At 54.4% G+C, this 25,154-nt stretch carries 24 protein-coding genes; 7 read left to right on the top strand and 17 right to left on the bottom strand.

Annotated elements, in window-relative coordinates:
• Window positions 1–105 precede the first annotated feature (105 nt).
• From emrB to JK231_RS24130, 11 genes are all read right to left on the bottom strand, one after another.
• On the bottom strand, window positions 106–1,644 hold the full coding sequence (gene emrB / locus JK231_RS24080) for a multidrug efflux MFS transporter permease subunit EmrB (RefSeq protein ID WP_141399025.1): 1,539 nt from the start codon (window positions 1,642–1,644) through the stop codon (window positions 106–108).
• Between the two features lie 14 nt (window positions 1,645–1,658).
• Complete coding sequence (emrA, locus tag JK231_RS24085; RefSeq protein ID WP_211729805.1) at window positions 1,659–2,831, bottom strand: multidrug efflux MFS transporter periplasmic adaptor subunit EmrA; 1,173 nt, start codon at window positions 2,829–2,831, stop codon at window positions 1,659–1,661.
• Window positions 2,832–2,980: 149 nt separating this feature from the next.
• Window positions 2,981–3,511: a transcriptional repressor MprA gene (mprA, locus tag JK231_RS24090; protein ID WP_211729806.1), complete on the bottom strand. Its 531-nt coding sequence runs from the start codon at window positions 3,509–3,511 to the stop codon at window positions 2,981–2,983.
• A 653-nt stretch (window positions 3,512–4,164) separates the two neighbouring features.
• On the bottom strand, window positions 4,165–5,160 hold the full coding sequence (gene proX, locus JK231_RS24095) for a glycine betaine/L-proline ABC transporter substrate-binding protein ProX (protein ID WP_058959187.1): 996 nt from the start codon (window positions 5,158–5,160) through the stop codon (window positions 4,165–4,167).
• Window positions 5,161–5,223: 63 nt separating this feature from the next.
• On the bottom strand, window positions 5,224–6,486 hold the full coding sequence (proW, locus tag JK231_RS24100) for a glycine betaine/L-proline ABC transporter permease ProW (RefSeq protein ID WP_097118695.1): 1,263 nt from the start codon (window positions 6,484–6,486) through the stop codon (window positions 5,224–5,226).
• Window positions 6,483–7,679: a glycine betaine/L-proline ABC transporter ATP-binding protein ProV gene (gene proV / locus JK231_RS24105; protein WP_034825478.1), complete on the bottom strand. Its 1,197-nt coding sequence runs from the start codon at window positions 7,677–7,679 to the stop codon at window positions 6,483–6,485. The genes proW and proV overlap by 4 nt, the downstream gene beginning before the upstream one ends.
• A gap of 412 nt (window positions 7,680–8,091) precedes the next feature.
• The gene (nrdF, locus tag JK231_RS24110) at window positions 8,092–9,051 is read right to left on the bottom strand and encodes a class 1b ribonucleoside-diphosphate reductase subunit beta (RefSeq protein ID WP_097118706.1); all 960 of its coding nucleotides are present in this window, start codon (window positions 9,049–9,051) and stop codon (window positions 8,092–8,094) included.
• Window positions 9,052–9,059: 8 nt separating this feature from the next.
• Window positions 9,060–11,198, bottom strand: coding sequence for a class 1b ribonucleoside-diphosphate reductase subunit alpha (gene nrdE, locus JK231_RS24115; RefSeq protein ID WP_160869403.1), 2,139 nt, complete (start codon window positions 11,196–11,198; stop codon window positions 9,060–9,062).
• A complete protein-coding gene (gene nrdI / locus JK231_RS24120) occupies window positions 11,177–11,581 on the bottom strand; it encodes a class Ib ribonucleoside-diphosphate reductase assembly flavoprotein NrdI (protein WP_034825480.1) in 405 nt (134 codons plus the stop codon). The genes nrdE and nrdI overlap by 22 nt, the downstream gene beginning before the upstream one ends.
• A 3-nt stretch (window positions 11,582–11,584) precedes the next feature.
• Entirely contained in the window at window positions 11,585–11,827 is a 243-nt protein-coding gene (nrdH, locus tag JK231_RS24125) for a glutaredoxin-like protein NrdH (protein ID WP_211729807.1), read from the bottom strand.
• A gap of 333 nt (window positions 11,828–12,160) precedes the next feature.
• Window positions 12,161–12,478 carry a DUF883 family protein gene (locus JK231_RS24130; protein ID WP_058959185.1) on the bottom strand — a complete coding sequence of 106 codons (318 nt, stop codon included), beginning with the start codon at window positions 12,476–12,478 and terminating at the stop codon, window positions 12,161–12,163.
• A 149-nt stretch (window positions 12,479–12,627) separates the two neighbouring features.
• Between JK231_RS24130 and JK231_RS24135 the strand changes: the two genes are divergently transcribed.
• The 4 genes from JK231_RS24135 (at window position 12,628) to JK231_RS24150 (ending at window position 15,955) form a co-directional block, all read left to right on the top strand.
• Window positions 12,628–12,966 (top strand): DUF2002 family protein, encoded by a 339-nt coding sequence (locus JK231_RS24135; protein ID WP_034825485.1) that lies wholly within the window; start codon window positions 12,628–12,630, stop codon window positions 12,964–12,966.
• 135 nt (window positions 12,967–13,101) lie between these two features.
• Window positions 13,102–14,511 (top strand): S-methylmethionine permease, encoded by a 1,410-nt coding sequence (gene mmuP / locus JK231_RS24140; RefSeq protein ID WP_211729808.1) that lies wholly within the window; start codon window positions 13,102–13,104, stop codon window positions 14,509–14,511.
• Window positions 14,501–15,436 carry a homocysteine S-methyltransferase gene (gene mmuM, locus JK231_RS24145; RefSeq protein WP_211729809.1) on the top strand — a complete coding sequence of 312 codons (936 nt, stop codon included), beginning with the start codon at window positions 14,501–14,503 and terminating at the stop codon, window positions 15,434–15,436. The genes mmuP and mmuM overlap by 11 nt, the downstream gene beginning before the upstream one ends.
• A 96-nt stretch (window positions 15,437–15,532) precedes the next feature.
• A complete protein-coding gene (locus JK231_RS24150; RefSeq protein ID WP_038645291.1) occupies window positions 15,533–15,955 on the top strand; it encodes a hypothetical protein in 423 nt (140 codons plus the stop codon).
• 179 nt (window positions 15,956–16,134) lie between these two features.
• On the opposite strand, the gene speG is transcribed toward JK231_RS24150, so the two are convergent.
• Complete coding sequence (gene speG, locus JK231_RS24155; protein WP_034825496.1) at window positions 16,135–16,680, bottom strand: spermidine N1-acetyltransferase; 546 nt, start codon at window positions 16,678–16,680, stop codon at window positions 16,135–16,137.
• Between the two features lie 229 nt (window positions 16,681–16,909).
• Here speG and JK231_RS24160 point away from each other — a divergent pair, with 229 nt between their 5' ends.
• From JK231_RS24160 to JK231_RS24170, 3 genes are read left to right on the top strand one after another with little or no spacing between them, the layout of a single operon-like run.
• On the top strand, window positions 16,910–17,869 hold the full coding sequence (locus JK231_RS24160; RefSeq protein WP_211729810.1) for an ABC transporter substrate-binding protein: 960 nt from the start codon (window positions 16,910–16,912) through the stop codon (window positions 17,867–17,869).
• Window positions 17,870–17,889: 20 nt separating this feature from the next.
• The gene (locus JK231_RS24165) at window positions 17,890–18,735 is read left to right on the top strand and encodes an ABC transporter permease (protein ID WP_160869411.1); all 846 of its coding nucleotides are present in this window, start codon (window positions 17,890–17,892) and stop codon (window positions 18,733–18,735) included.
• The gene (locus JK231_RS24170; protein ID WP_058959180.1) at window positions 18,735–19,520 is read left to right on the top strand and encodes an ABC transporter ATP-binding protein; all 786 of its coding nucleotides are present in this window, start codon (window positions 18,735–18,737) and stop codon (window positions 19,518–19,520) included. The genes JK231_RS24165 and JK231_RS24170 overlap by 1 nt, the downstream gene beginning before the upstream one ends.
• Window positions 19,521–19,664: 144 nt before the next feature.
• On the opposite strand, the gene JK231_RS24175 is transcribed toward JK231_RS24170, so the two are convergent.
• From JK231_RS24175 to JK231_RS24195, 5 genes are read right to left on the bottom strand one after another with little or no spacing between them, the layout of a single operon-like run.
• Entirely contained in the window at window positions 19,665–20,330 is a 666-nt protein-coding gene (locus JK231_RS24175; RefSeq protein WP_211729811.1) for an ABC transporter ATP-binding protein, read from the bottom strand.
• On the bottom strand, window positions 20,323–21,156 hold the full coding sequence (locus tag JK231_RS24180; RefSeq protein WP_160834638.1) for an ABC transporter ATP-binding protein: 834 nt from the start codon (window positions 21,154–21,156) through the stop codon (window positions 20,323–20,325). The genes JK231_RS24175 and JK231_RS24180 overlap by 8 nt, the downstream gene beginning before the upstream one ends.
• Window positions 21,146–22,003, bottom strand: coding sequence for an ABC transporter permease (locus JK231_RS24185; RefSeq protein ID WP_034825506.1), 858 nt, complete (start codon window positions 22,001–22,003; stop codon window positions 21,146–21,148). Before JK231_RS24185 ends, JK231_RS24180 begins: the two co-directional genes overlap by 11 nt.
• A complete protein-coding gene (locus tag JK231_RS24190; RefSeq protein WP_211729812.1) occupies window positions 22,000–23,052 on the bottom strand; it encodes an ABC transporter permease in 1,053 nt (350 codons plus the stop codon). Before JK231_RS24190 ends, JK231_RS24185 begins: the two co-directional genes overlap by 4 nt.
• A complete protein-coding gene (locus JK231_RS24195; protein WP_211729813.1) occupies window positions 23,052–24,620 on the bottom strand; it encodes an ABC transporter substrate-binding protein in 1,569 nt (522 codons plus the stop codon). Before JK231_RS24195 ends, JK231_RS24190 begins: the two co-directional genes overlap by 1 nt.
• Window positions 24,621–25,154: the final 534 nt, after the last annotated feature.

Here is a 25,154-nt window from a genome sequence, read left to right on the forward strand (position 1 = left end):
TGGTGAAAGAGAGACCCTATAAATATCCGACAGCCAGAAGAAAAAATGCCAGTCAGGCTTAACTGACTGGCATTAGGCCGAAAGGCCCGTTTTTGTTTCTACTGTTTAGTGCGCGCCACCACCACCACCGCCCGCGCCAAATGGCGGACGTGCAAACCACACCAGAACCAGCAAGATCAAAAATACCCCCGCTGATGCCCAGAAGATCTCATTCGCTGAGATGATCAGGCCCTGATTGGTAATTTGCTGTGCAATGTAGGCTGAAGCTTGCTGCTGCGTCATGCCCATGCTTTGCAGTTGGTCATACATCTGCTGCGAATTCGGGTTGAATGGATTCACCGATTCAGACAGATAGCTGTGATGCATCGATTCGCGATCCGTCCACATGGTGGTGGTGATCGACGTACCGATTGAACCGGCCAGCGTACGCACAAAGTTCGACAGGCTTGATGCTGCTGCCATACGCTCTGGCGGCAACCCTGACAGCGTAATGGTGGTCAGTGGCATAAAGAAGCACGCCACGGCAAAGCCCTGAATAAACTGCGGCCATGCCGACGCACCAAAATCCATCCCCGGCTCAAACGTATATGCACGCCAGTAGAAGCACACCGCGTACATGATAAAGCTGAAGGTCACCAATCGCCGCATATCCAGCTTGTGGGCAAAGCGACCAATGATCGGCGACAGGATCACCGGAATGATGCCGACCGGCGCTGACGCCAATCCTGCCCAGGTGGCGGTGTAGCCGTATACCTCCTGCAGCAGCTGCGGCAGCAACACGATCGAGCCGAAGTAAAGCATGTAAGCCAGGCTGATCGACAAACAGCCGATGGTGAAGTTGCGCTTTTTAAACAGCGACAAATCGACAATCGGATGGTCGTCCGTTAGCTCCCACACCAACAGCACTGCCAGCGCCACCACGGCGACTACCGTGAGTACGATGATTTCCGTGGAGCCAAACCAGTCGAGTTCTTTACCCCGGTCGAGCATCACCTGCAGCGAACCAATCCCCACGACCAACAGCACCAGACCGACGATGTCAATCGGGCGGATCTCGGTTTTGGTTTCGCGTCCTCGCAGGGTTTGCAGAGTCAGCGCGACGACGACCACACCAATCGGGACGTTGATAAAGAAGATCCAACCCCAGTGGTAGTTATCACTGATCCAGCCGCCGAGAATCGGGCCGCAGATCGGAGCTACGATCACCGTCATTGCCCACAGCGAGAGCGCCACGCTGCGCTTGGCCGGCGGGTAGTTGTTCAGTAGCAAACTTTGCGACAGCGGAATCAATGGACCGGCAACCACACCCTGAATGATACGGAAGAAGATCAGCATCTCCAGACTTTCTGACATGCCGCAGGCCCATGAGGCCAGTACAAACAGAATGGTCGACCAGGTAAACAGCTTCACTTCACCAATACGTTTGGCTAGCCAACCGGTAATCGGTATCGAGATGGCGTTTGCCACCCCGAATGAGGTAATCACCCAGGTGCCCTGTGAGTTCGAGGCACCAAGGTTACCGGCGATCGTTGGGATCGCTACGTTAGCAATGGTGGAGTCGAGAACCTGCATAAACGTCGCCAATGATAAGGCGATGGTCATCAGGACTAACGGCGCACCTTCAAGCGGTTTTTGTGCCATCACAGCCTCCCGCGGAATTAATCGGCGTTGGCATGAACGATATCAGTAATCAGCTTGTTAACCGGCGCGAGGTCGATTGCCAATGCGTTACTTTCATACGCCGCTTGTGGACGCACGCTACTGGCCAGTGTGGCCCCGTCTTTGTTCTGGGTATCCACTTTGACTAAGGTGGAGAGACCAATACGCAGCGGGTGTTCGGCCACCTGTTGCGGGTCCAGCTCAATACGCACCGGTAAACGCTGAACCACTTTGATCCAGTTACCTGTCGCATTCTGCGCCGGCAGCAGAGAGAAGGCGCTGCCGGTGCCCATATCCAGACCGACAACTTTGCCGTGATACTCCACGTCATCACCGTAAATATCGCTGATCACAGTAGCGGGCTGACCGATGCGCACACCGGAAAGCTGCGTTTCTTTGAAGTTGGCATCAATCCACAAATTCGTGGCAGGCACTACCGCCAGCAGCGGCGTGCTGGTGGAGATCTGCGAACCGACCTGAACACTACGACGCGAAATATAGCCATCCATTGGACTACGGATATCGGTACGCTGCAGCGCCAGCCAGGCATCACGCAGTTCAGCCGCGCTTTGTTTGACGGCGGGTTGCTGTTCCAGATCGGTGTTCAGGATCATCGCCTGGTTCGCGTTGTACTGCTGCACGGCGACATCAAGTTGCGCTTTCGCCGTGGCCACGGCATCACGTGAGTGCTGCAGTTCTTCACGACCAATCAGGTTTGATGCACCCAGCGGCTCACGACGTTTCAGATCGGCTTCAGCCTGATCCAGCGCGGTCTGTTGCAGCTTGATGGTGGCCTGATACTGCTTGCCGTTGATCATCAATTGATGCGTCTGGCGGACGCTGGTGGCCAGTGCAGTCTGCGCTTTTTCAAACGCCTGCTCCGCATCGGTTTTATCCAGCGACACCAAAATATCGCCTTTTTTCACGAAGTCAGTGTCATCGAACCAGACTTTATTCACGCTGCCGGAAACCTGTGCCATCACCTGCACCTGATTACCTGACACATAGGCGTCATCGGTTTCCTGGAAATGGCGCAGCACCAAATACCAGTAGGCCAGATACGCCACCCCAATCAATACAAACACGATAGCCAGCAGGATCAGCACACCTTTGCGCTTCTTCTTTTTATTCGCTGGCTGTTGCGGGCTTTGCGCTTCCGCGGTCGCACTCATGTTGTTCTCCACGTTTTCCATTTAGCCGGGCTGTGTTGATCCTTCAACACGGTTTCCCGAGTCGAAAAAGCCAGCGTATAAGACGCTGGCCGGATAAAAGGGGATTAAAATAGCGATTTCGGAAGGTGATTGTGTCGCACTTCTTGCTATTAGCGCGACAGGGAAGCGATAACCTGATCTTCATCCATTTTATCAAGACGGTTAAGCAACTTGCGCGTAATCGCTTCCAGCTGATCCTGCTCGGATGTAGAGAGCGAAGACCACAGATACTGCAGACTCTGATGCTGAGGCGGCAGCAGCTGACGTAAGAATTCGTTACCTTTCTCTGTCAGGTGCAGATACAGGCAGCGACGGTCATTATCGCTCTCGCGGCGCTCGATCCAGCCGCGTTTTTCCAGCTCATCGGCAATACGTGTTGCATTAGTGCGTGAGGAACCCAGCGCAGAACTCAGTTCTGAAGGCTGGATGCTCTGGTTTTCTTGCGCATCAAGTGTAATCAGCGCCATGAATAAGGTCTCGTTAATTCCCTGCGCCTTCAACATCTTGTTGCGGTTATCCAGCAGTTTTCCCTGCATATGCATGCACAGACGAGTCAGGATGATTTCCTGCAACGGAAAATCTTTATGGCGGTTAGCACGGATGTTCAGCATCTGTTCAATGGGAGTAAACGAACTTTCCATTTTAAAAAAAACCTCTTAGTTGCAACTGGTATAGTAAGGATGGTGACAGATTAAGCGTAGTCATATTTTCCGCCAGTGATTGTTCGCACGATCACATTGTCAACATCTGGCATTCCAGGTCGTTCCATAACCCTGGGCACTTCGCCCTGACAATGTGCCACGCAGAATGGTTACATTGTCATCAATTCACATCGTGAAATATTTTTAAGAAAAAATAATTTCGCGAGAAAAAATAACTCTGGTGAATAACTGTGCTGCTAACCATAACAAACTCAATCATCAATGAATAGTCTCACTCACGTGATTGGGTTGGTCTTTACGCTTTCTAAACACTTTAGCTGAACGCATTACATCACGAAATCAATGGGTTAATTAACTTAATCATAACAATTCCGGTACCAATACCGTACCAGCTAAAATGATGAATTGCATTCGTTGAGAGAATTTAACCTCAGGCAGCGCAGAGATAAGTCTCGGCTTAGCAGCATTCATGGCGGAAGAAAAGCGTAGATAATCATTTGTGGTTAATAGTAACCCAAAAAATTATTTCAATGGTGTGTTAATTGACAGGACGTACCAGTGCGCTATAACGCACGAACTGTGCGGGTATTGAGAACAAAAGCGGCCAAAAGGCCGCTTTAAAGGGAAGAGGATTATTTTGCCGCCGCTTGTGCGTCAGAAATCCACTTATCAAACTCGGCCTGATGGCCTTTGATCCAGCCATCTACGTGGCGATTGATGTCAGCTTCAGAAGCCTGACCCGCATGCATCGCCGCGTTTTCGGCGTTGATATCGCCAATCGGCAATTTCATTTCAGCAAACAGTTTTGCCGCCGCCGGGTTTTTCTCAGCCCAGGCTTTGTTGGCCACAATGTGCATAGTGTTGACCGGGAAACCGTAATTTTTACCATTAGGCAGTTTGGTGTCCACTTTGCTCTGCTCGCCTGGCAGGGAAGAGAATGGCACCTGCAGCCAAACCACATCTTTACCCGGTTTGAGCACGTCGCTCAGCCAGTAAGGTGTCCAGGTGTAATAAAGGATAGGTTTGCCTTGCTTGTAGCGTGCCAGGGTGTCAGCCACCATCGCTGAATAGTTACCCATGTTGGCCGTAACCGTATCCGCCAGGCCATAGGCTTTATTCTGGTGGTTAATCACCGCTTCACAGCCCCAGCCCGGCGTACAGCCCGTCATGTCGGCTTTGCCGTCACCGTTGCTGTCGAACAGTTTGGCGATTTTCGGATCTTTAAGCTGTTCGATGTTGGTGATGTGATACTGCTCGGCGGTTTTCTTATCGATCAGATAACCCTGAGCAGCGCCGCCAACGTAAGTGCCTTCACGGTAAAACTTGTTATCACCGCCTGCCGCTTTATACATGTCGTCATGCAGCGGTTTCCAGTTAGTGGCTATAAAGGTGGCATCACCTGCCGCGATGGTGGTGTAGGCCACGTTGTAATCGACTTCGCCCGGCTTCTCAACGGTGTAGCCCAGTTTTTCCAGCGCGCGGCTGACAATCAGCGTCTGGAAAGTTTCTTCTGCGATGGTGCTTTGCAGCGGTTTAACGGTGATGCCTTTACCCGGCAGGTCGGCGGCGGACACGTGCGTCGCGGCGAACGTCGTCAGGACGGCAGCGAACAGAGCTGTCTTGCGCATAGTCATTCCTTATTTTACGTGTTGCGTCGGAGACGGACGGCCACGCTGGGCCGTCCATAGAAATCAGGCTTTTTTACTGAAGGGGCGCAGCAGCAGGCCAATTGGACCGGTGCTGTACCAGTGACGGTTGCCACGGCTGCGGCTATCACGGGCGAACGACTGAGTCAGGCGATCAAGGATAATCGCCAGAATCACGATACCCACGCCGCCGACAGTTGCCAGACCCATATCTAAACGACCGATACCGCGCAGCACCATCTGGCCTAAACCACCCACAGCGATCATTGAAGCGATAACCACCATCGACAGCGCCAGCATCAGCGTCTGGTTCACACCGGCCATAATGGTCGGCATCGCCAGCGGCAGCTGCACTTTAAATAGCATCTGACGTGGGCTGGCACCAAAGGATTCGCTCGCTTCGATCAAATCGGCAGGTACCTGCTTAATGCCAAGAATGGTCAGACGCACCATCGGCGGTAGCGCAAAGATGATGGTCACCACCACGCCCGGCACGTTACCGATACCGAACAGCATCACGATCGGCACTAAATACACGAAGGCCGGTGTGGTCTGCATCGCATCCAGCAACGGTCGGATAATGCGTGCCGCACGTTCACTGCGTGCCAGCCAAATCCCCAGCGGGAGGCCGATGATGATGCAGAACAGCAGGGCGGTCAGTACCAGCGCCAGTGTCACCATCGCTTGCGACCAAGCGCCAATAGCACCAATCGCAATCAATGAAATGAGAGTCGCGATTCCCATGGCCGGGCTGGCAATTTGCCAGGCAATCAACGCAAATACCACTATCGCCACGGGCGCGGGCATGCCCAGCAGCAACTGCTGAAATGCGCTGAGGATATAGTCGACCGGCACGCGAATGCCCTGGAACACCGGGCGGAAATGGCTGACGACCCAGTCGATGCCTTCGGTCACCCAGCTGTCGAGTGGGATCCAGGTCTTGTGGAACGGATCCATGATATTGAAATGCTCGGGAGCCGGAGCAGGCGCGCTGTTGAGCCAGTCACTGCTGCTGGCGGCACTGCTGGCAGCATCATGTCCGCCGCTCGCCGTTGATGGATCACCCCATGCATCGGCTGAACCACTGCTACTGGCTGCGCTGCTGGCGGCATCATGTCCACCGCTCGCCGCTGAAGGATCGCCCCATGCATCGGCGGAACCGCTGCTGGACGTGCTGTCGGCGGGTGCGCTGCTGCTACTGCCGCCCCAGGGATCGCTACTGCTGGCTGCCGCGCTCGAATCTGTCGTCGCGGGTTGCTGCGTGGTCTGGCTGGCGCTATCCCACGGATTGCTGGTTTGTTCACTCATGACTGGGCTCCTTCACGATCTAAAGCGCGCAATAGCATGCTTTTGGAAATAATACCGACGTACTGATTCTCTTCGCCGACCACCGGCACCGCGCAGGGCGCTTGTGCAACGTGGGAGAGCAAATCGTTCAGTGAGGTATCCGCAGGAACCGCTAACGGCGTCTCAAGCAGGGCGCTATCCAGACCTTCACCCGCAGCCAGTGCCGCTTTAAGTGAATCGGTTGAAACTACGCCGACAAATTTCTGTTTCTCCAGCACATAGCCATATTCGCGGTCTTCATCCTGAAGCAGTTTAATGGCGGAACGTGGGCCAAAACCGGCCGCTTTACGAATCAGTGCACCGGCGCTGCGACGAGCAATATCCCTGGCGCTAAACACATGGCTAATATCGACCCCCCGGAAGAAGGTGCGCACATAATCGTTAGCGGGATTATTGAGGATTTCATCCGGCGTACCGACCTGCACCACTTCGCCACCCTGCATGATGGCGATGCGATCGCCAATACGCATGGCTTCGTCGAGGTCATGGGAAATAAATACGATGGTACGCTGATGTTTCGCCTGCAGTTTGACCAGCTCATCCTGCATTTCGGTACGAATAAGCGGATCGAGGGCGGAGAAGGCTTCATCCATCAGTAAAATATCGGGATTGATCGCCAGCGCGCGCGCTAATCCGACACGTTGACGCATACCGCCGGAGAGTTCATCTGGATAGGAGTGAGCATAATTATCCAGTCCCACCTGACGCAATGCTTCCAGCGCTTTTTCCTGACGTTCCTGTAACGGCACGCCCGCTAATTCCATGCCGAAGGCGGTATTATTCAGCACCGTCATATGGGGCATTAATGCGAAGGATTGGAATACCATGCTGATCTTATTTCTGCGCACTTCACGCAGTTCAGCATCCGATATTTTCGCAATATCGACACCGTCAATGATCACCTGGCCGCGAGTGGGCTCGATCAGACGATTGAGAAGGCGAACCATGGTGGATTTCCCTGAACCGGAGAGCCCCATGATGACGAAGATCTCGCCTTCTTCAATGGCCAGACTGGCATCTTTTACGCCGACGGAGAGACCGGTTTTCGCCAGAATACTCTCTTTGCTTTCGCCTTTCTCAATCAGCTTAAATGCCTTTTCGGGGTGATCCCCAAATACCTTATATAAGTTCTTTACTTCGAGTTTAATTGCCATGCAGTAATTAATTTCCCGGTTAAATGTTTAGCTATTTCTTGTAGTGATCTCGATTAAATTTAAGCGCCCTATAACCTAGCATAGTGAGAATATCTGACAACCCTTTGTTCGGATATTTGGCTGAGCGAGCGCGTGCAGATTGGCGATAATTCCAGTGCTCACAAGGGATGAGAGCGAATCATTTTTTTCTGAATTTTTTATGAAATTAACCCGCTTTCACGGCAAATGCTCAGTGAAACACGAATAAATTGCGCTTATGTAGGCGATATAATGGACGAATTAATGGCGCTAAAATGACAAAATAATGAAGGTGAGAAACGGAAATAACGAGAGAATATTTGGTAATCTGAACGGGAAATATCAAGGCGCTGAAAGGGCGCGCTGTGGCGCGCCCTGTGCTACATGCCAGAGGCTAGAAATTCCAGTCCTCGTCTTCGGTTTCCACGGCTTTTCCCATCACGTAGGAAGAACCTGAACCGGAGAAGAAATCGTGGTTTTCATCGGCATTCGGTGACAAAGCCGAGAGAATGGCCGGATTCACCGTCGTCAGCTCTGACGGGAACAATGCCTCATATCCCAGATTCATCAACGCCTTGTTAGCGTTGTAGTGCAGGAAGGTTTTCACCTCCTCTGCCCAACCGACATCCGCATACAGCGCTTCGGTGTACACCACTTCGTTTTCATACAGCGCCAGCAGCAAATCGATGGCAAATTGCTGCAGCTCTTCACGGCGTGTATCGTCAACTTTTTCCAGTGCCTTCTGGTACTTGTAGCCGATGTAATAACCGTGCACCGCTTCATCGCGAATAATCAAACGAATCAGGTCAGCGGTGTTGGTCAATTTACCACGGCTTGACCAGTACATCGGCAGCCAGAAACCGGAGTAGAACAGGAACGATTCCAGGAACACGCTGGCGATTTTCTTCTTCAGCGGGTCCTCGGCACGATAGTACTCCAGCACAATCTTCGCCTTGTTCTGCAACGCTTCGTTCTCTTCACTCCAGCGATACGCCGCATCGACATCGGCGGTGTTACACAGGGTGGAGAAAATCGAGCTATAGGAACGCGCATGCACTGCTTCCATAAAGCTGATATTCGACAGCACCGCTTCTTCATGCGGCGTGATGGCGTCTTCCATCAAGCCCGGCGCGCCGATCACGTTCTGGATAGTGTCGAGCAGCGTCAAACCGGTAAACACGCGGATGGTCAGCTGCTGTTGCTGGTGGTCCAGCGACTGCCAGGCTGGCAGGTCGTTGGACAATGGCACTTTTTCCGGCAGCCAGAAGTTGCTGGTCAGACGGTTCCACACTTCGAGGTCTTTTTCGTCCTGGATTCGGTTCCAGTTAATCGCTTGAATTTGTTTAAGTTGCATAGTTTTCATCACAATGAGCAGGAGACGCAGCCCTGGACTTCGGTGCCTTGCAGCGCCATCTGGCGCAGACGAATGTAATAGAGCGTTTTGATACCTTTCTTCCACGCATAAATTTGCGCTTTGTTGATGTCACGCGTGGTGACGTCATCGCGGAAGAACAGCGTCAACGACAAGCCCTGATCGACGTGCTGCGTGGCTTCGGCATAGGTATCAATAATCGCTTCCGGACCAATCTGGTACGCATCCTGATAGAGATCCAGATTCTCGTTGGTCATAAACGGCGCCGGATAATAAACGCGGCCGGTTTTACCCTCTTTACGGATCTCAATGCGCGACACGATCGGGTGAATACTCGATGTCGCGTGATTAATGTACGAGATCGAACCGGTTGGCGGCACCGCCTGTAAGTTCTGGTTAAACAAGCCGTGTTGCATCACTGATTCGCGCAATGCCTGCCAGTCGGCCTGGCTTGGCAGCGCAATGCCTGCATCGGCAAAAATCTGTGCCACACGCGCGGTGCGTGGCAGCCAGGCGCGATCCACATACTTATCGAAGTAGTGACCGTTGGCGTACTGCGATTGTTCAAAGCCATCAAAACTCTGATTGCGCTCTTGTGCCAGCAGGTTCGACGTGCGCACCGCGTGATAGGTGACGCAGTAGAAGTAGAGATTGGTGAAATCCAGTGCTTCTTCCGAGCCATAAGCCATGCCTTCACGCGCCAGATAGCCGTGCAGGTTCATCTGACCCAGGCCCACCGCATGTGAACGACGATTGCCTTCCGCCACCGACGGCACCGAATTGATTTCACTCATCTCAGAAACCGCTGTTAACGCGCGCACGGCGGTTTCAACGGTCTGTGCCAGATTGCGGGAATCCATAGCATGCGCGATGTTCAGCGAGCCGAGGTTACAGGAGATATCCTTGCCCACGCGGCGGTAGTTAAGATCGTCATAGAATTCGCTGGCGCTGTTAACCTGCAAAATCTCTGAGCACAGGTTGCTCATATTGATGCGACCAGCAATCGGGTTGTGACGGTTCACGCTGTCTTCGTACATGATGTACGGATAGCCTGACTCAAACTGAATTTCTGCCAGCGTCTGGAAGAAATCACGCGGCTTGATGTAAGTCTTACGGATACGATCGTCGGCCAGCATCTCTTCATACAACTCGCTGATGCTGATATCACCGAACGCTTTGCCGTAAATGCGCTCAACGTCATACGGCGAGAACAGCGCCATATCGCGATTCTCTTTCGCCAGCTGGAAGGTGATATCGGGGATCACCACGCCCAGCGACAGCGTCTTGATACGGATCTTCTCGTCGGCGTTTTCGCGTTTGGTATCAAGGAAGCGGAAGATATCGGGGTGATGCGCGTTCAGCCACACCGCGCCCGCGCCCTGGCGTGCACCAAGCTGATTGGCGTAAGAGAACGCATCTTCCAGCATCTTCATTACCGGAATCACGCCAGACGACTGGTTTTCGATGCGCTTAATCGGCGCACCGGATTCACGCAGGTTAGAGAGCAGGAAGGCCACGCCGCCGCCACGTTTGGACAACTGCAGCGCCGAGTTCACCGCACGCCCAATCGATTCCATATTGTCTTCGATGCGCAGCAGGAAGCACGAGACTAACTCGCCGCGCTGCTGTTTACCGCAGTTGAGGAAGGTTGGGGTGGCTGGCTGGAAGCGGCCGCTGAGCATTTCTGCCAGCAATTCGCGTGACAGCGATTCGTTGCCGCGTGCCAGCGTCAGCGCCACCATGCAGGCGCGCTGCTCGAAAGTTTCGAGATAGCGTTTACCGTCGAAGGTTTTCAGCGTGTAGCTGGTGTAAAACTTCCACGCACCGAGGAAGGTGTGGAAACGGAAACCCCAGGCATCGGCTTCATCGTGCAGCTGGCACAGGAAACTGAAGTCGTACTGATTCAGTACCGTGGCTTCATAGTAGCCTTCCTCAACCAGATAGCGCAGGCGATCGGCCGCCGAAGCGAACTGTACGGTATTCGGCTCTACATGCTGCAGGAAGAACTGGCGCGTAGCCTCGTGATCTTTCTCGAACTGAATGCGGCCATCGGCGTCATACAGGTTCAGCATCGCATTGAGCGCGTGATAATCCAGCTGCGTGCTGTTCAGGGTGTCTGTCGTTGCCAAAATTGGGTTACTCCCGCTTTTACATTAGCGATATCGTCGGGGGTTCCCATCAGCTCAAAGCGGTAGAGATAAGGAACCTGACATTTCTGCGCAATAATGTCGCCTGCCAGGCAATAGCCTTCACCGAAGTTGCGGTTACCGGCAGCAATCACCCCGCGGATACCGCGTCGGTTGGCGTCATCATTGAGGAATTGAATCACTTGTCTGGGCACCGCACCCCGCGCACTGCCGCCGCCGTAGCTCGGCACCACTAAAATAAAGGGTTGGTCGATATGCAGGCGCTGCTTGCCATCAAGCGGTATGCGGCAAGCAGGCAGTCCCAGACGAGTGATAAATCGGTGCGTGTTTTCCGACTGGCTGGAGAAGTACACCAGTGGGAACATCGCTTATCCCCCGACAGCAGCGAGCTGGCGCAGGCTGGCGATTTTGTCAGGGCGGAAGCCGCTCCAGTGGTCATCATGGGTCATGACGACGGGCACCTGGCGATAGCCAAGGGATTTGAGGTTATCAATGGCTTCCGGTTGGGTATCGAGATTGATCAGTTGATAGTCGATACCTTTGCGGTCCATGGCATTTTTAGTCGCGTTGCACTGGACACAATTGTTTTTAATGTAAATAATAATGCGCATGATTCGTATTTCCCTTTGATTGCGGTCTGGATGCGAGATACGAAGCAAAATCCTATTTGCAGCGAACTTCGTCCTTGACGACATCTGGTAGTGAGTTGATGGGTTGAATACTAGATGTAGTGCTCGTGGTGGTCAAGCCCACCAGATATAGGGATTTTGTATTTTTATCTTCGGATAAACGCTAACACCAGAGATCATGCACCTTCCAGGCCCGAAAATTTTTTTGTAAAAGCGAGGGAGGCAAAATTTAGGTCAAATTTTGTGCCCTATCATTGTGCGGCAGGCACAAAAAAGCCCCGCAATCGCGAGGCTCTCTTTAAACGCTAATGATGGTTAACGGCGTGACATTAACAGCGCACCTAACACCAGACCCACGGCTGCACCGACACCCACGCCATGCCAGGGTTTGTCATGCACGTAGGCATCAACTTGATAACTGGCGTCACGCGCTGCCTGAGAAACGCGGCTGTTGCCGCCGTTCAGTTTTGCGCGGGTCTGCTTCAGCAGCGACTGTGCTTTACTGCGTGCGCTATCCACTTCATCTTTGGCTTCGCTGCCGTAAGATTTAAGTAATGCTTCGAGCGAATCTGCCAGCTCGTTTACATCCTGATTGATATCAATGTCATCGTTTTTGCTTACGCGATTAAACATTTTTTCGCTCCCTTTGATTTAACAAGTAATACTGAGTGTAGACGAAACGTGACTAAACGCAGGCGTGTGCCAGGCTTTAGGGAAATTCCGAATGTCCTGTATGTCGGGCTGTTGTAAGGTTGCGGGGCTGTGAGAAGAGAGGAGCAAGCATGTATTTACGTCCGGATGAGGTAGCGCGCGTACTGGAAAAAGCAGGGTTCGAAATGGACACCCTGACGCCAAAAATCTACGGTTATCGTCGTGGTGAAAATTATGTCTACGTCAATCGCGAAGCGCGCATGGGCCGCACCGCATTGATCATTCACCCCACGCTGAAAGAGAAAAGTCAGCACTTTGCCGAGCCCGCCTCAGAAATGAAAACCTGCGATCATTACACCCAGTTCCCGCTTTATCTGATGGGTGAATCCCAGGAACATTACGGTATTCCGCACGGTTTTAGCTCGCGTATCGCGCTTGAGCGCTATCTGCAAGGCGTATTTGGCGCCTGATGTGGTGCCCCGTTGACGCGGGGCCACCCCCCGACTTTTTAAAACCCTCACCCTTTGCCACGTTGCAAATTGACACGCTGGCGCGTATAACCCTGTGTCCATATAGATGTTCAGACGTCCATACGGATAAAAACCATGCAACAGCAGGAAACTCCTTCGCAGGAAAACTTTAAGCGCACCATGAAAGTGCGGCATCTGGTGATGCTGTCGCTCGGCGGCGTGATTGGCACCGGACTGTTCTTCAATACCGGCTATATCATCTCAACCACCGGTGCGGCGGGCACGCTACTGGCATATCTGATCGGCGCGCTGGTGGTGTGGCTGGTGATGGTATGTCTCGGCGAACTGGCCGTAGCGATGCCGGAAACCGGCGCTTTCCATGTCTATGCGGCGCGCTATCTCAGCCCGGCAACTGGCTATACTGTGGCCTGGCTCTACTGGCTGACGTGGACGGTGGCGCTCGGCTCCAGCCTGACCGCCGCCGGATTCTGTATGCAGTATTGGTTCCCCACCACGCCGGTGTGGCTGTGGTGTTTGGTGTTCTGCATCGCCATCTATCTGCTGAATATCGTCTCCACGCGTTTCTTCGCGGAAGGGGAGTTCTGGTTCTCCATCATCAAAGTGGTCACCATCATTGCCTTTATCATTCTTGGCGCGGGCGCGATGTTTGGTTTTATCCCGATGAAGGATGGCAGTGCCGCACCGGGCCTGAATAACCTGACGGCTTCAGGCTGGTTACCGCACGGCACCTTGCCGATTCTGATGACCATGGTGGCGGTGAACTTCGCCTTCTCCGGCACTGAGCTGATTGGTATTGCCGCTGGCGAAACCGAGCAGCCGCAGAAAGCCTTGCCGCTGGCGATCCGCACGACCGTAGCACGATTGATTATCTTCTTTATTGGTACAGTATTTGTGCTGGCGGCGTTGATCCCGATGGATCAGGCGGGCATCGTCAAAAGCCCGTTTGTGCTGGTGTTCGAGAAGATCGGTATTCCCTATGCGGCCGATATCTTCAATTTCGTGATCCTGACGGCGATCCTGTCCGCCGCCAACTCGGGTCTGTATGCATCGGGCAGGATGCTGTGGTCACTGGCGAATGAGAACACCTTGCCGCGCTGTTTCGCCCAGGTGAACCGCCGTGGGATTCCGGTGTTGGCGATCACCGTCAGTATGCTGGGCGGCCTGCTGGCGCTGTTCTCCAGCGTGATCGCGCCGGATACCGTATTTGTGGCGCTGTCAGCCATTTCAGGTTTTGCGGTGGTGGCGGTGTGGCTGAGTATCTGTGCCTCGCACTATGTGTTCCGTCGTCGCCACTTGGCCGCAGGCGGTTCGCTGCAACAACTCGCCTATCGCGCGCCACTCTATCCTCTAACGCCGATTCTCGGTTTCCTGCTGTGCCTGCTGGCGTGTGTAGGGCTGGCCTTCGATCCGTCGCAGCGTATTGCGCTGTGGTGTGGCATTCCATTTGTGCTGTTCTGCTATGCCGCATACCATGTCACGCATCGACGTAACCTGAAGGCCGGGGAGGCCAATGATGTCGCGTAATCCTGTCGCAGAAGCCTTAACACAACATGACACACTGATTCTGGATGGCGCGCTGGCGACCGAACTGGAGGCGCGCGGTTGCAATCTCGCCGATGCGCTCTGGTCTGCCAAAGTGCTGATGGAAAACCCTGAGCTGATTTATCAGGTGCATTACGACTATTTTGCGGCCGGCGCCAATGTGGCGATCACCGCCAGCTATCAGGCCACGCCGCAGGGCTTTGCGGCGCGTGGGCTGGATGAGGCGCAAGCGCTCACATTGATCGAGCAAAGTGTGAAACTGGCACAACGTGCGCGTGATGATTATCGTGCGGCATCAGGCAGTGAAGCCGCTTTGCTGGTGGCCGGTTCCGTTGGGCCTTATGGCGCTTACCTTGCTAATGGTGCTGAGTATCGCGGTGATTACGCCCTGCCAGAAGCGGAGATGAAAGATTTCCATCGCCCGCGCGTCAAGGCGCTGTTGGACGCAGGCGTGGATTTGCTGGCGTGTGAAACCCTGCCGTCGTTTGCCGAAGCGCAGGCGCTGGTGAGTTTGCTGGCAGTGTACCCAAACAGCAGCGCCTGGTTCTCCTTCACCCTGCGTGATGCGCAACACATCAGCGATGGCACGCCGCTGAGTCAGGTCGCTGAGCTGGTCAATGCGGCACCACAGGTGGTGGCGATGGGCATCAACTGCGTAGCGCTGGAGAGCGTGACACCGGCGCTGCAAACCTTGCAGGCGCTGTGTGCTAAACCGCTGCTGGTTTACCCCAATTCCGGTGAACAGTACGATGCGAGCAGCAAAACCTGGCACTCGGCGCCATCGGGCTGCACGCTGCAGGATAAATTCCCTGAGTGGCAACAAGCGGGCGCGCGGCTGATTGGCGGCTGTTGCCGCACCACACCGCAAGATATCGCGGCGATTGCCGCCTGTTGTCAACCGCAATAAAGGCCAGAAAAGCAGCACTGATAGGGCGATTGAGGCGAGTGAAAAGCAGGATAGGGCAGTTTAGACTGTCCTATCTGATTCTATAGCGGACCTGCCATGAACCTGCGACACCTTCTTCCTGCCACTGCATTGCTGCTGAGCGGCTGTGCCACCATTGTCGGCACGGAAACGCAGCCGGTAAAAATCGACTCTGTCCCGCAAGGCGCGCGTTTCACCGTGCAGGATGAAACCGGCCGCGCAGTGGCGCAGGGCTACACGCCACAAACCGTCGAGCTGGCAAAATCCACGGGTAATTATTTTGGTAAAAAACACTATCAGGTGATGCTGGAGAGTCCGGGCTACGTGCCGGTGACGCTGCCGATCGAGGCCAGTGCCAACCTGTGGTATCTGCTGGGTAATATCCCGTTACTGGGCTTCCCCGGCTGGCTGCTGGTGGATCCGTTCTATGGCGGCATGTACGACCTGAAACCTGAACATCCTCAGCCACGTCTCAACGTGGTGGGTGCGCGCGGCGGTTAAACCGCATGGCGTGGTCGCGGCGCAATTTTTTGTGCATCTCCGAAGCAGGTATGTCGCTGAGAGATGCGCGATAAACCGCGCTGCTAAGGTTCAGCATCATCTTTTTGGTTAAAAGCGATAAATCACTTAGCTGCCGTTTGATATTCAAGACGGCAGCGACAATGAGAGCCGATTTCAAGCTATTGTGCTGTCGGCTTCACCATGGCATGACCGGATTTATGCTGCGCCAGATACTGCTGCTGGAAAATGCACATGCGAATGGTATTGCGGTATTCACCATTGATGAAAAATTCGTGCTTCAGCACGCCTTCCACTTCAAATCCCAGTTTGGTGTAGATGTGAATCGCTTTCTCATTCTCCTGATCAACAATCAGGTAGAGTTTGTAGAGATTGAGCACCGAAAAGCCATAATCCATCGCCAGTTTAGCCGCCTGACTGGCTAAGCCTTTGCCCTGATGCCCCGGATCAATGATGATCTGAAACTCAGCGCGACGATGTACGTGATTGATCTCGACCAGTTCCACCAATCCCGCTTTTTGCCCATCGTGTTCAACGACAAAACGACGCTCTGTTTGATCGTGGATATGCTTGTCGTAGAGATCCGAGAGCTCGACAAAAGCTTCGTACGGCTCCTCAAACCAATAACGCATCACGCTGGCGTTGTTGTCTAACTGGTGCACAAAGTGCAGATCTTCTCGCTCAAGCGGACGCAATTTCACCGTCATACGGTGTTCCTTCTGTTGAAAAATTGGCGTGATTATAGCGCCATCCGCCGAAGGTTGCTTTCGCACCAGTGTGATCATCGGCATAGGGTTTATGCACCGTTTCAGTGCGCGATCTCAACCCCCTCTCCCCATCACAATGGGCTTTCACAATCTGGCACAGCCATTGCTTGGCTTGTATAGATAAGACTATACAACTGTTGTTTTTCATCACCTTTATCAGGAGTGGAAGATGGGCAAGCCAGTGAAACTCGTTGTTCATGCATTAACCGCCGCAGTCCTGTGCGCCAGTGCTTTAGGAGCACAGGCGGCCGACACCAAAGTCGCCATCGGTATTTCCGGCTGGACCGGATTTGCCCCACTGACGCTGGCCGATAAAGCTGGGATTTTCAAAAAGCACGGCCTTGATGTCGATGTGAAGATGATCCCGCAGAGCAGCCGACATCTGGCGGTGGCTTCCGGCACCATCCAGTGCGCGGCGACCACGGTTGAAACCTACATCTCCTGGAACGCCGCAGGCGTGCCGATTAAGCAGATCGTTCAGCTGGACAAATCTTACGGTGCCGATGGCCTCGCCGCCCGCAGTGACATCACCAGCATCAAAGATTTGAAAGGCAAAACCATCGCGGTGGATGCGCCCGGCACCTCACCGTATTTCCTGCTGGCGTGGATGCTGGACAAAAACGGCATGACGATGAAAGACGTGCGTCTCGCGACCATGGCACCGCAGGCGGCGGCACAATCTTTTGCTGCGGGTCAAAACGATGCGGCAGTGACCTATGAACCTTATCTCTCGGTGATCCGCAACCAGCCTAAGACAGGTAAGATCCTCGCCACCACGCTGGATTATCCGATGGTCATGGACACGCTCGGCTGTACGCCGACGTTCCTGAAAGAACATCCTCAGGCCGCGAAAGCGCTGGTGGCCAGCTATTACGATGCGCTGGAGATGATCAAACAGCAGCCGGATAAATCCAACGAGATCATGGGTGCAGCGGTGAAATCCACTGGCAAAGAGTTTGCGGAGTCGGCCAGTTATTTGCGCTGGCAGGGGCCGGAAGAGAACAAGAAATTCTTCAATGGTGAAATTGAAACCTTCAGTGATGAAGCAGGCAAACTGTTGCTGCGTGCAGGCGTGATCAAGAAAATGCCGGATGTGAAGAGCTTGTACGACGCCAGCTTCGTGCAGTAAGCAGGAGAAAGGAGATGGAGATGAGTAAAAGCCAACCCGTGACTCCGCCAGCAGCGCTGCCGGAGGCGCCGCAGCGCTGGCACAATCCGTTGATGGTGCCGCTGAAAGCGATTTCGCTGCGCTTACGTGTCGCGCTCGGCGTGGCGTTCTTTGTGCTGTTTATCGCGGTATGGACGCTGGTAACGCTGGGCGGCATGGTGTCGCCTACTTTCCTCGCCGATCCTCTCACCATGCTGCAGCAAGGTGTGGTGCTGTTCACCGAGTACAACTTCTCGCTGGATATCGGCATGACGGTGATGCGCGTTCTGTCGGGCTTCCTGCTGGCGGCCGTGATAGGTGTGCCGCTGGGCATCATGATGGGTGCCTATAAAACCTGGGAAGCGTTTCTTGAACCCTTCGTCTCCTTTTGCCGTTATTTACCGGCCTCGGCGTTTGTGCCGTTGCTGATTCTGTGGGCCGGTATCGGTGAAACCCAGAAGATCCTGGTGATCTTTATTGGCTCCTTCTTCCAAATCGTCTTGATGGTGGCGGTCACGGTGAGCGGCGCCCGTCGCGATCTGGTGGAAGCGGCCTACACGCTGGGCTGCAGCAACCGCTCGATCGTGCGTCGCGTGCTGATCCCCGGTGCTGCACCGGGCATTGCTGAACTGCTGCGCCTGGTGCTCGGCTGGGCGTGGACTTACGTCATCGTTGCCGAATTGATCGGATCGGAAAGTGGCATCGGCCATATGATCGTCGACAGTCAGGCATTGCTGAATACCGGGCAGATTATCTTCGGCATCATTGTGATCGGCTGCATTGGCTTGATCTCTGACTACCTGTTCAAAGTGCTCAATCGGCGCTTGTTTGCATGGAGCACCCTGTAATGAAACACAGCAAACTCAACGTGCGCGGCGTCGAGCGCATTTTTACCGGCCCCAAAGGCGAGCAAACTCAGGCACTACAGCCGATTCATTATCAGGTGGAAGAGAATGATTTCATTACCATTCTCGGCCCTTCGGGCTGTGGGAAATCCACTCTGCTGCGCATCATCGCCGGACTGGATACGCCCACGCGCGGGGAAATCTGGCTGGACGGTAAAAGCGTGGAAGGGCCGGGTGCCGATCGCGGCATGGTGTTCCAAAGCTATACGTTGTTTCCGTGGCTGACGGTGGAGGAGAACATCCGCTTTGGCCTGCAGGAGCGTGGCATCAGTGCAGCGCAGCAGAAAGAGCGCAGCGACTACTACATCCAGCAGGTGGGATTACGCGGCTTTGCGCAGCACTATCCGCGCCAACTCTCGGGCGGCATGCAGCAACGTACTGCGATCGCCCGTGCGCTGGCCAACGATCCCAAAGTGCTGTTGATGGATGAGCCGTTTGGCGCCCTGGATAATCAGACGCGCGTGATGATGCAGGAGCTATTGCTGTCGGTGTGGGAGCAGTCGCGCAAGACCGTGCTGTTCGTCACCCACGATATCGATGAAGCGATTTTCATGGCTAACAAGGTAGCGATTTTCAGCGCCCGACCGGGCCGCATCAAGCAGGAGGTGGCAGTGAATTTCAACAATGGGCGCGATTACACCATTAAAACCTCACCCGAATTTATGGCGTTAAAGGCCGAAGTGACCGAGTCGATTCGCAGCGAGACGCTGCAGGCGATGGCGCATTAAGCAGAGATCATATTTGGCGTAAATTGAATGGTGCATCAATTTACGCCTGTCCGTGGCGGCACGATGGAGCATGCATCTGTTTGCGATATGATCGCTTTAGATGCGGATGAAAAAATCGCGCCGCAACGGTTGAGTGAAAATGCGTTAACCGACAATCCGACCCAACGCCATATGTGCCGCGCGGTCGCACATATGATCGATTACATCGGGATCGTGACTTACCAGCACCATGGTCAACCCATCATTCTGCTTCAAATCATTCAGCAGATTCAGGATCTCCGCCTGCACCGACATATCCAGTGCTGAGGTTGGCTCATCCAGCAACAGGATTTTCGGCTCCAGTAGCAGGGCGCGCACAATCGCCACGCGCTGACGCTGGCCGCCGGACAGCTGATGCGGATAACGATCCGCCAGCGCTGGATCCAGCCCGACATGGCGAAAACCCTGATTGATGCGGTCGTCGATATTATCGCGCTTCAGCATCTTCAACGGTTCAGCCAGGGTGCGGCGCAGACGATGGCGTGGATGCAGTGAGGCATACGGATCCTGAAACACCATCTGCACATCACGACGCAGCGGACCGGTAAAGGCTTTACCTGGCTGCACATCGGTGCCGGCCAGTTGCATGCTGCCGCTCCAGAACGAGTTCAAACCTGCCATCACCCACAGCAGCGATGACTTGCCGCAGCCCGATGGCCCCACCAGACCGAAACATTCTCCCGCCGCCACCTGCAAGGATACGTCATGCACCACGGTGCGCAGTTCGTAGCCCTGCTTATGCGACACGCTCAGATTGTTTAACTCAATCATTGCTGGCCTCCAGCGCAGCACGATCCAGCACCGGCAAGCGTTCACCGTGCGTGGCTTTACTGGGACGACAGGACCATAGCGTGCGTGTGTAAGGATGAGTCGCATTAGATAGCTCTGCCGCAGGCAACGTATCCAGCAATTTGCCTTTGTACATCACCATCACGCGATCGCAGTGCTCAGAGACCTGCTGCAGATCGTGGCTGATCAGCAGTAAGCCCATATTGCGCTGCTCCACCAAACGACGAATCAGTGCCAGCACTTGATCGCGCATCGCATGATCAAGCGCCGAGGTCGGTTCATCGGCAATCAGCAGATCGGGATCGGTGATCAAAGCGATCGCCAGCATCACACGCTGCCCCATGCCGCCGGAAAGCTGATGCGGATAACGCTTCATCAACTGACGGGGATCCGGCAGACCGACCGCATCCAGCATCTCGCACACTTTCTCTTTACGTTCGGCACGGCTCAGTTTGCGGTGTAGCACCAGCGGTTCTTCGACCTGCCAGCCAATAGTGCGAGTCGGGTTGAGGGCGTATTTCGGATCCTGCATCACCATCGCGACTTTGCCGCCGCGCAGGGCGATCCAGTCGCGTTCGCGCAGGTTGAGCGCATCGGCACCCACCACCTGTAAGCGATCGGCCTGCAGCTGCAATGAAGGAGAGAGCAGTCCCATCAGCGAGCGGGCCGTCAGTGATTTGCCCGAACCGGATTCACCCACCAGCGCCACGCGCTCACGGCCTATTTGAAAGGCGATATTATCCACTAACAGCGTATCTTCGCTGCGGATGGTCAGCCCCTGCACATCAATTAACAGATCATTTGGCATGACGGGTATCCAGTCGGTCGCGCAGGCCATCGCCTGTCAGATTAAACGCCAGACTGGCGAACAGAATCGCACCGCCGGGGGCGGCAGCCACCCACCATTGGTCGAAAATCACTTTACTGCCTTCCGCCACCATCGAACCCCATTCGGCGGTTGGCGGTTGCACGCCCATGCCCAGGAAGCCCAAGCCCGCAGCGGAGAGAATGATGCCGCCGAGGCTCAGCGCCGCGCGCACCACGGCGGTTGGCAAACACAGCGGTAAAATATGGCCGAACATTAAGCGCAAACCGGTAATACCCTGCATGCGCGCAGCCGCCAGATAATCACTGCGGCGCAGTGCCAGGGTTTCCGCACGCGCCTGACGGGCAAACGGTGGCCAACTAGTGAGTGCCAGCGCCAGTGCGCCGTTCATCAATCCCGGACCGAGCATGGCCACCAGCGCCAGCGCGATCACCAGATTCGGCAGCGACAGGAAGATATCCGTGATGCGCATCAACACGCGTTCGGTCCAGCCGCCCACATAGCCGGCAGTAATCCCGACCAGCAGGCCCACCGGAATGGTCAGTACCAGAATCAGTGACACCAGCAACAACGTAGGACGTGCACCATAAATCACGCGTGACAGCAAATCACGGCCAAAGCCATCGGTGCCAAACCAGTGCAGCGCGGAAGGGGCCTGCAAACGCTGGGCGATCACCTGGGCGTTGGGATCGAACGGTGCCAGCAGTGGGGCGAACAGTGCCATTGCCACCACGATCACCACCAGCGTCAGACCGATGGTCAGTGAAGTCACGCGCGCACGGCGGCGGCGCGGACGAACTGTCTCCAGTTCAGAGAGTTGTTGAGTCATCGTGTTCTCGGATCGGTTAACCAGGTGAGGGCATCGGCCACGGCATTAAGCAGAATAAAGCAACTGCCAATCAGCAGGGTCGAGCCGAGAATCGCTGGTGTATCAGAGGAAAACAGCGCGTTGGTCATGTAGCGTCCGACACCGGGCCAGGCGAAGACCGTTTCGGTTAACACCGAACCTTCCAGCAGGGTGGCGTAGGAGAGGGCGATGACCGTGATCAGCGTCCCCAGCACGTTGGGGAAGATGTGACGCAGCAGGATGCGAGTCCGCCCTGCGCCTTTGGCGCGCGCCAGAATCACATACTCTTTGCTGCTCTCTTCTAACAGCGCGGCACGCAATAAGCGTGTAATACCGGCCATCGCCAGTAAGCCAAGAATCATCACCGGCAGCCACAGATGGGCAATCGCATTGCGGAACATCTCTGGATCGCCAGATAGCCAGCTATCAATCAGCACAAAGCCGGTTTTCGGCTCCAGCGTGTAGATCCAGATATCATCCAACTGTCCCGGCCCGGCAGACCAATGCAACACCGCGTAAAACAGCAGCAGACCCAGCAGACCAAGCCAGAATACCGGAACGGAATAGCCGAGCAGCGAGATAAAGCGCGCTACGTTATCGATCACGCTGCCCGGCTTCCACGCGGCCAGCAAGGCTAAAGTGATGCCAAACACGGCGGCAAAGATCATCGCACAGGTGGCGAGTTCAATGGTGGCGGGGAAGGTGCGCATCAGATCCGTGCTGACAGGCTGATTGGTCAGATGTGAAAGCCCTAAATTGCCCTGCGCCAGATGGCTGATATAGCGCCAGAACTGTACCAGCACCGGCTGGTCGAGGCCGAGATCGTGGCGCACCTGTGCATAGGTGGCTTCGCTGGCGTGATCGCCGGCGATTTGCTGCACCGGATCAACCGGCGACAGGTGCGACAGCATGAAAGTGAACGCTAACAAACCAATCAACGTCACCAGCAGCGATAACAGGCTGGTGACCAGACGGCTAAAACGTTGCCAGAGTGGCCAGGCGAACCCGGCCTGTGAAGCAGACACTGCCATTACTTAGAAATCTGCGAGTAATACACCATGTCTGGGTTAATCCCCTGCACATAGCCTTTCAGGTTATCGCGCAGCGCAATCAGGTTGCGCGCCTGCAAGCCGATCACGTATGGCGAGTTCTTCAGCACTTCGCGCTGCATCGCCTGGTACAGTTCAACACGCTTGTTGCTGTCCGCTTCAGCGGTGGCGGCCAGCGTCTGTTTACTCAGCTCTGGAATATGCCAGTCTGAACGGTAAGCAATGGTTTTGCTGCCATCTTCAGGGTTGTAAGCAAAGGAGGCGGCATTGGTATTCGGATCGAAGTAATCCGCACCCCATGCGTTCAGTGTCGCTTCGTACTGATGCGCTTTCACGCGAGTAGAGACTTCAGAACTCAGGCCCGGCTGCACTTCGACTTTCACGCCACCTTTGGCAAAGCTGCCCTGTAATGCCTGCGCAATATCCAGATATGGCGGTTGATTGCTGGTCGAGAGCTTAAAGCTGACATTGGTTAAACCTGCTTTCTTGAGAATCGCTTTGGCTTTCTCCGGATCGTAGGTGTACGGCGTGTCATTCAACGCACCGAGGAAACCTTTAGGCAGGAAGGTTTGATGTACTTCGAACTGGCCTTTCAGCAGGTCGTTAGCAATACCTTTGTAGTCGAACAGGTAACGCGCCGCTTCCCACAGTGCCGGGTTCTTCAACACTGGATTCTCACCGACGTTGAACTGAATATAGTAGAGCGAGGCCATCGGAATCGCTTCGGTCTTCACGCCCGTTTTGCCTTTCAGCGCCGCAATTTGGTCTGCGCCGAGGTTACGAGCAATATCCACATCGCCCTGTTCCAGCAGCAGACGACGCGCAGCAGGTTCCGGCACGTTCTTGATCAGAATGTTTTTCAGCTTCGGAGCGCCCGCCGGTGAGGTCGGGTTGGCGGTCAGCAGTACCACTTCATGCAGCACCACTTTACGAATCTGATACGGGCCGCTACCCGCTGAATTGGTGCCTAACCAGGCATGACCGAAGTCACCGTTTTTGGCATTCGCCTGTGCAGTTTTCTCATCCACAATCGAAGAGACCGGTGCAGACAGCAGGCTCAGCACATAGGCCGGGCTGACGTTGGCGCTCCAGCTGATCTGTACGTGATTGTCATCGACTTTCTTCAGGAAGGTATCAACATTGTCTTTATTCCAGCCGAGCTGCGTCAGAATAAAGGAAGGGTCGAGGTTAAGTTTCACCACGCGACCCAGCGAGAAGATCACATCTTCCGGACGCAGCGGATTACCGCTGGCGAATTGCGCGCCTTTGCGCAGTTCAAAGGTCAGGCTGCGATTGTCACTGCCTGGCGTCCAGGAGGTGGCCAGCGTTGGCTTCAGATCGGTGGGATTGGTCGGATCCGACTGAACCAGACGTTGATAGATGTTAGTGAATGCTTGCACTGTGGTGAGTTCAAAGCCCTGTGCCGGATCAAAGCTATCAGCATCATCAGTCGACTGCGCAATCACCAGCGTATCTTTTGGTGTTGCGGCCTGAGCAGAGAAGGCGGCTACCAGCGATAAAGCCAGCAGTGAGGGAATGATTTTTTTCATGTTGTTTCCTTGCCTTAAAAAAGTAACGCGAGTTTACGAGAGCGCAGTAATGAAGAATAGTCAATTTATGGCTATGCATATGCCTTACGGTTCTAAGCGCGGCGGATTGGTTATAAGCCTGTTAAATATGCTGTTATTGTTATCGCGCCGCGCAGTGCTACAGACTCGCTAATTTTTGTCCTTTCATCAACCAAATTACAACGGAATTTAAACTCGTTGCTGAACGGAAATAATTAACTTTACTTCGAAGTCTTCAGGAATATAATGGCGCCAACTTCAAACAGGAGAATTCAGTTGGACAGTCACCCTTTTAGATGGCAACACAAGGCAAGCTGACGCGCGAATTCTTTTGTCGCTGCTTGCCAACACGGCGGGCAGCAATCCTCTCTTCTCTCTGATGATTGTTCCCCTTTAAACGACAGTAGCGGGTTGATGCCCGTGGGGATTTCATCATGCACATGATTTTAAACGCACTTTTTCCTCCACCTCGATGCGCGCGCTGATTTTCAGCGTGCATAATTAACCGATGTTTTA

Source organism: Pantoea sp. JGM49, assembly GCF_018257655.1.
Classification (GTDB): Bacteria; Pseudomonadota; Gammaproteobacteria; order Enterobacterales; family Enterobacteriaceae; genus Pantoea; species Pantoea communis.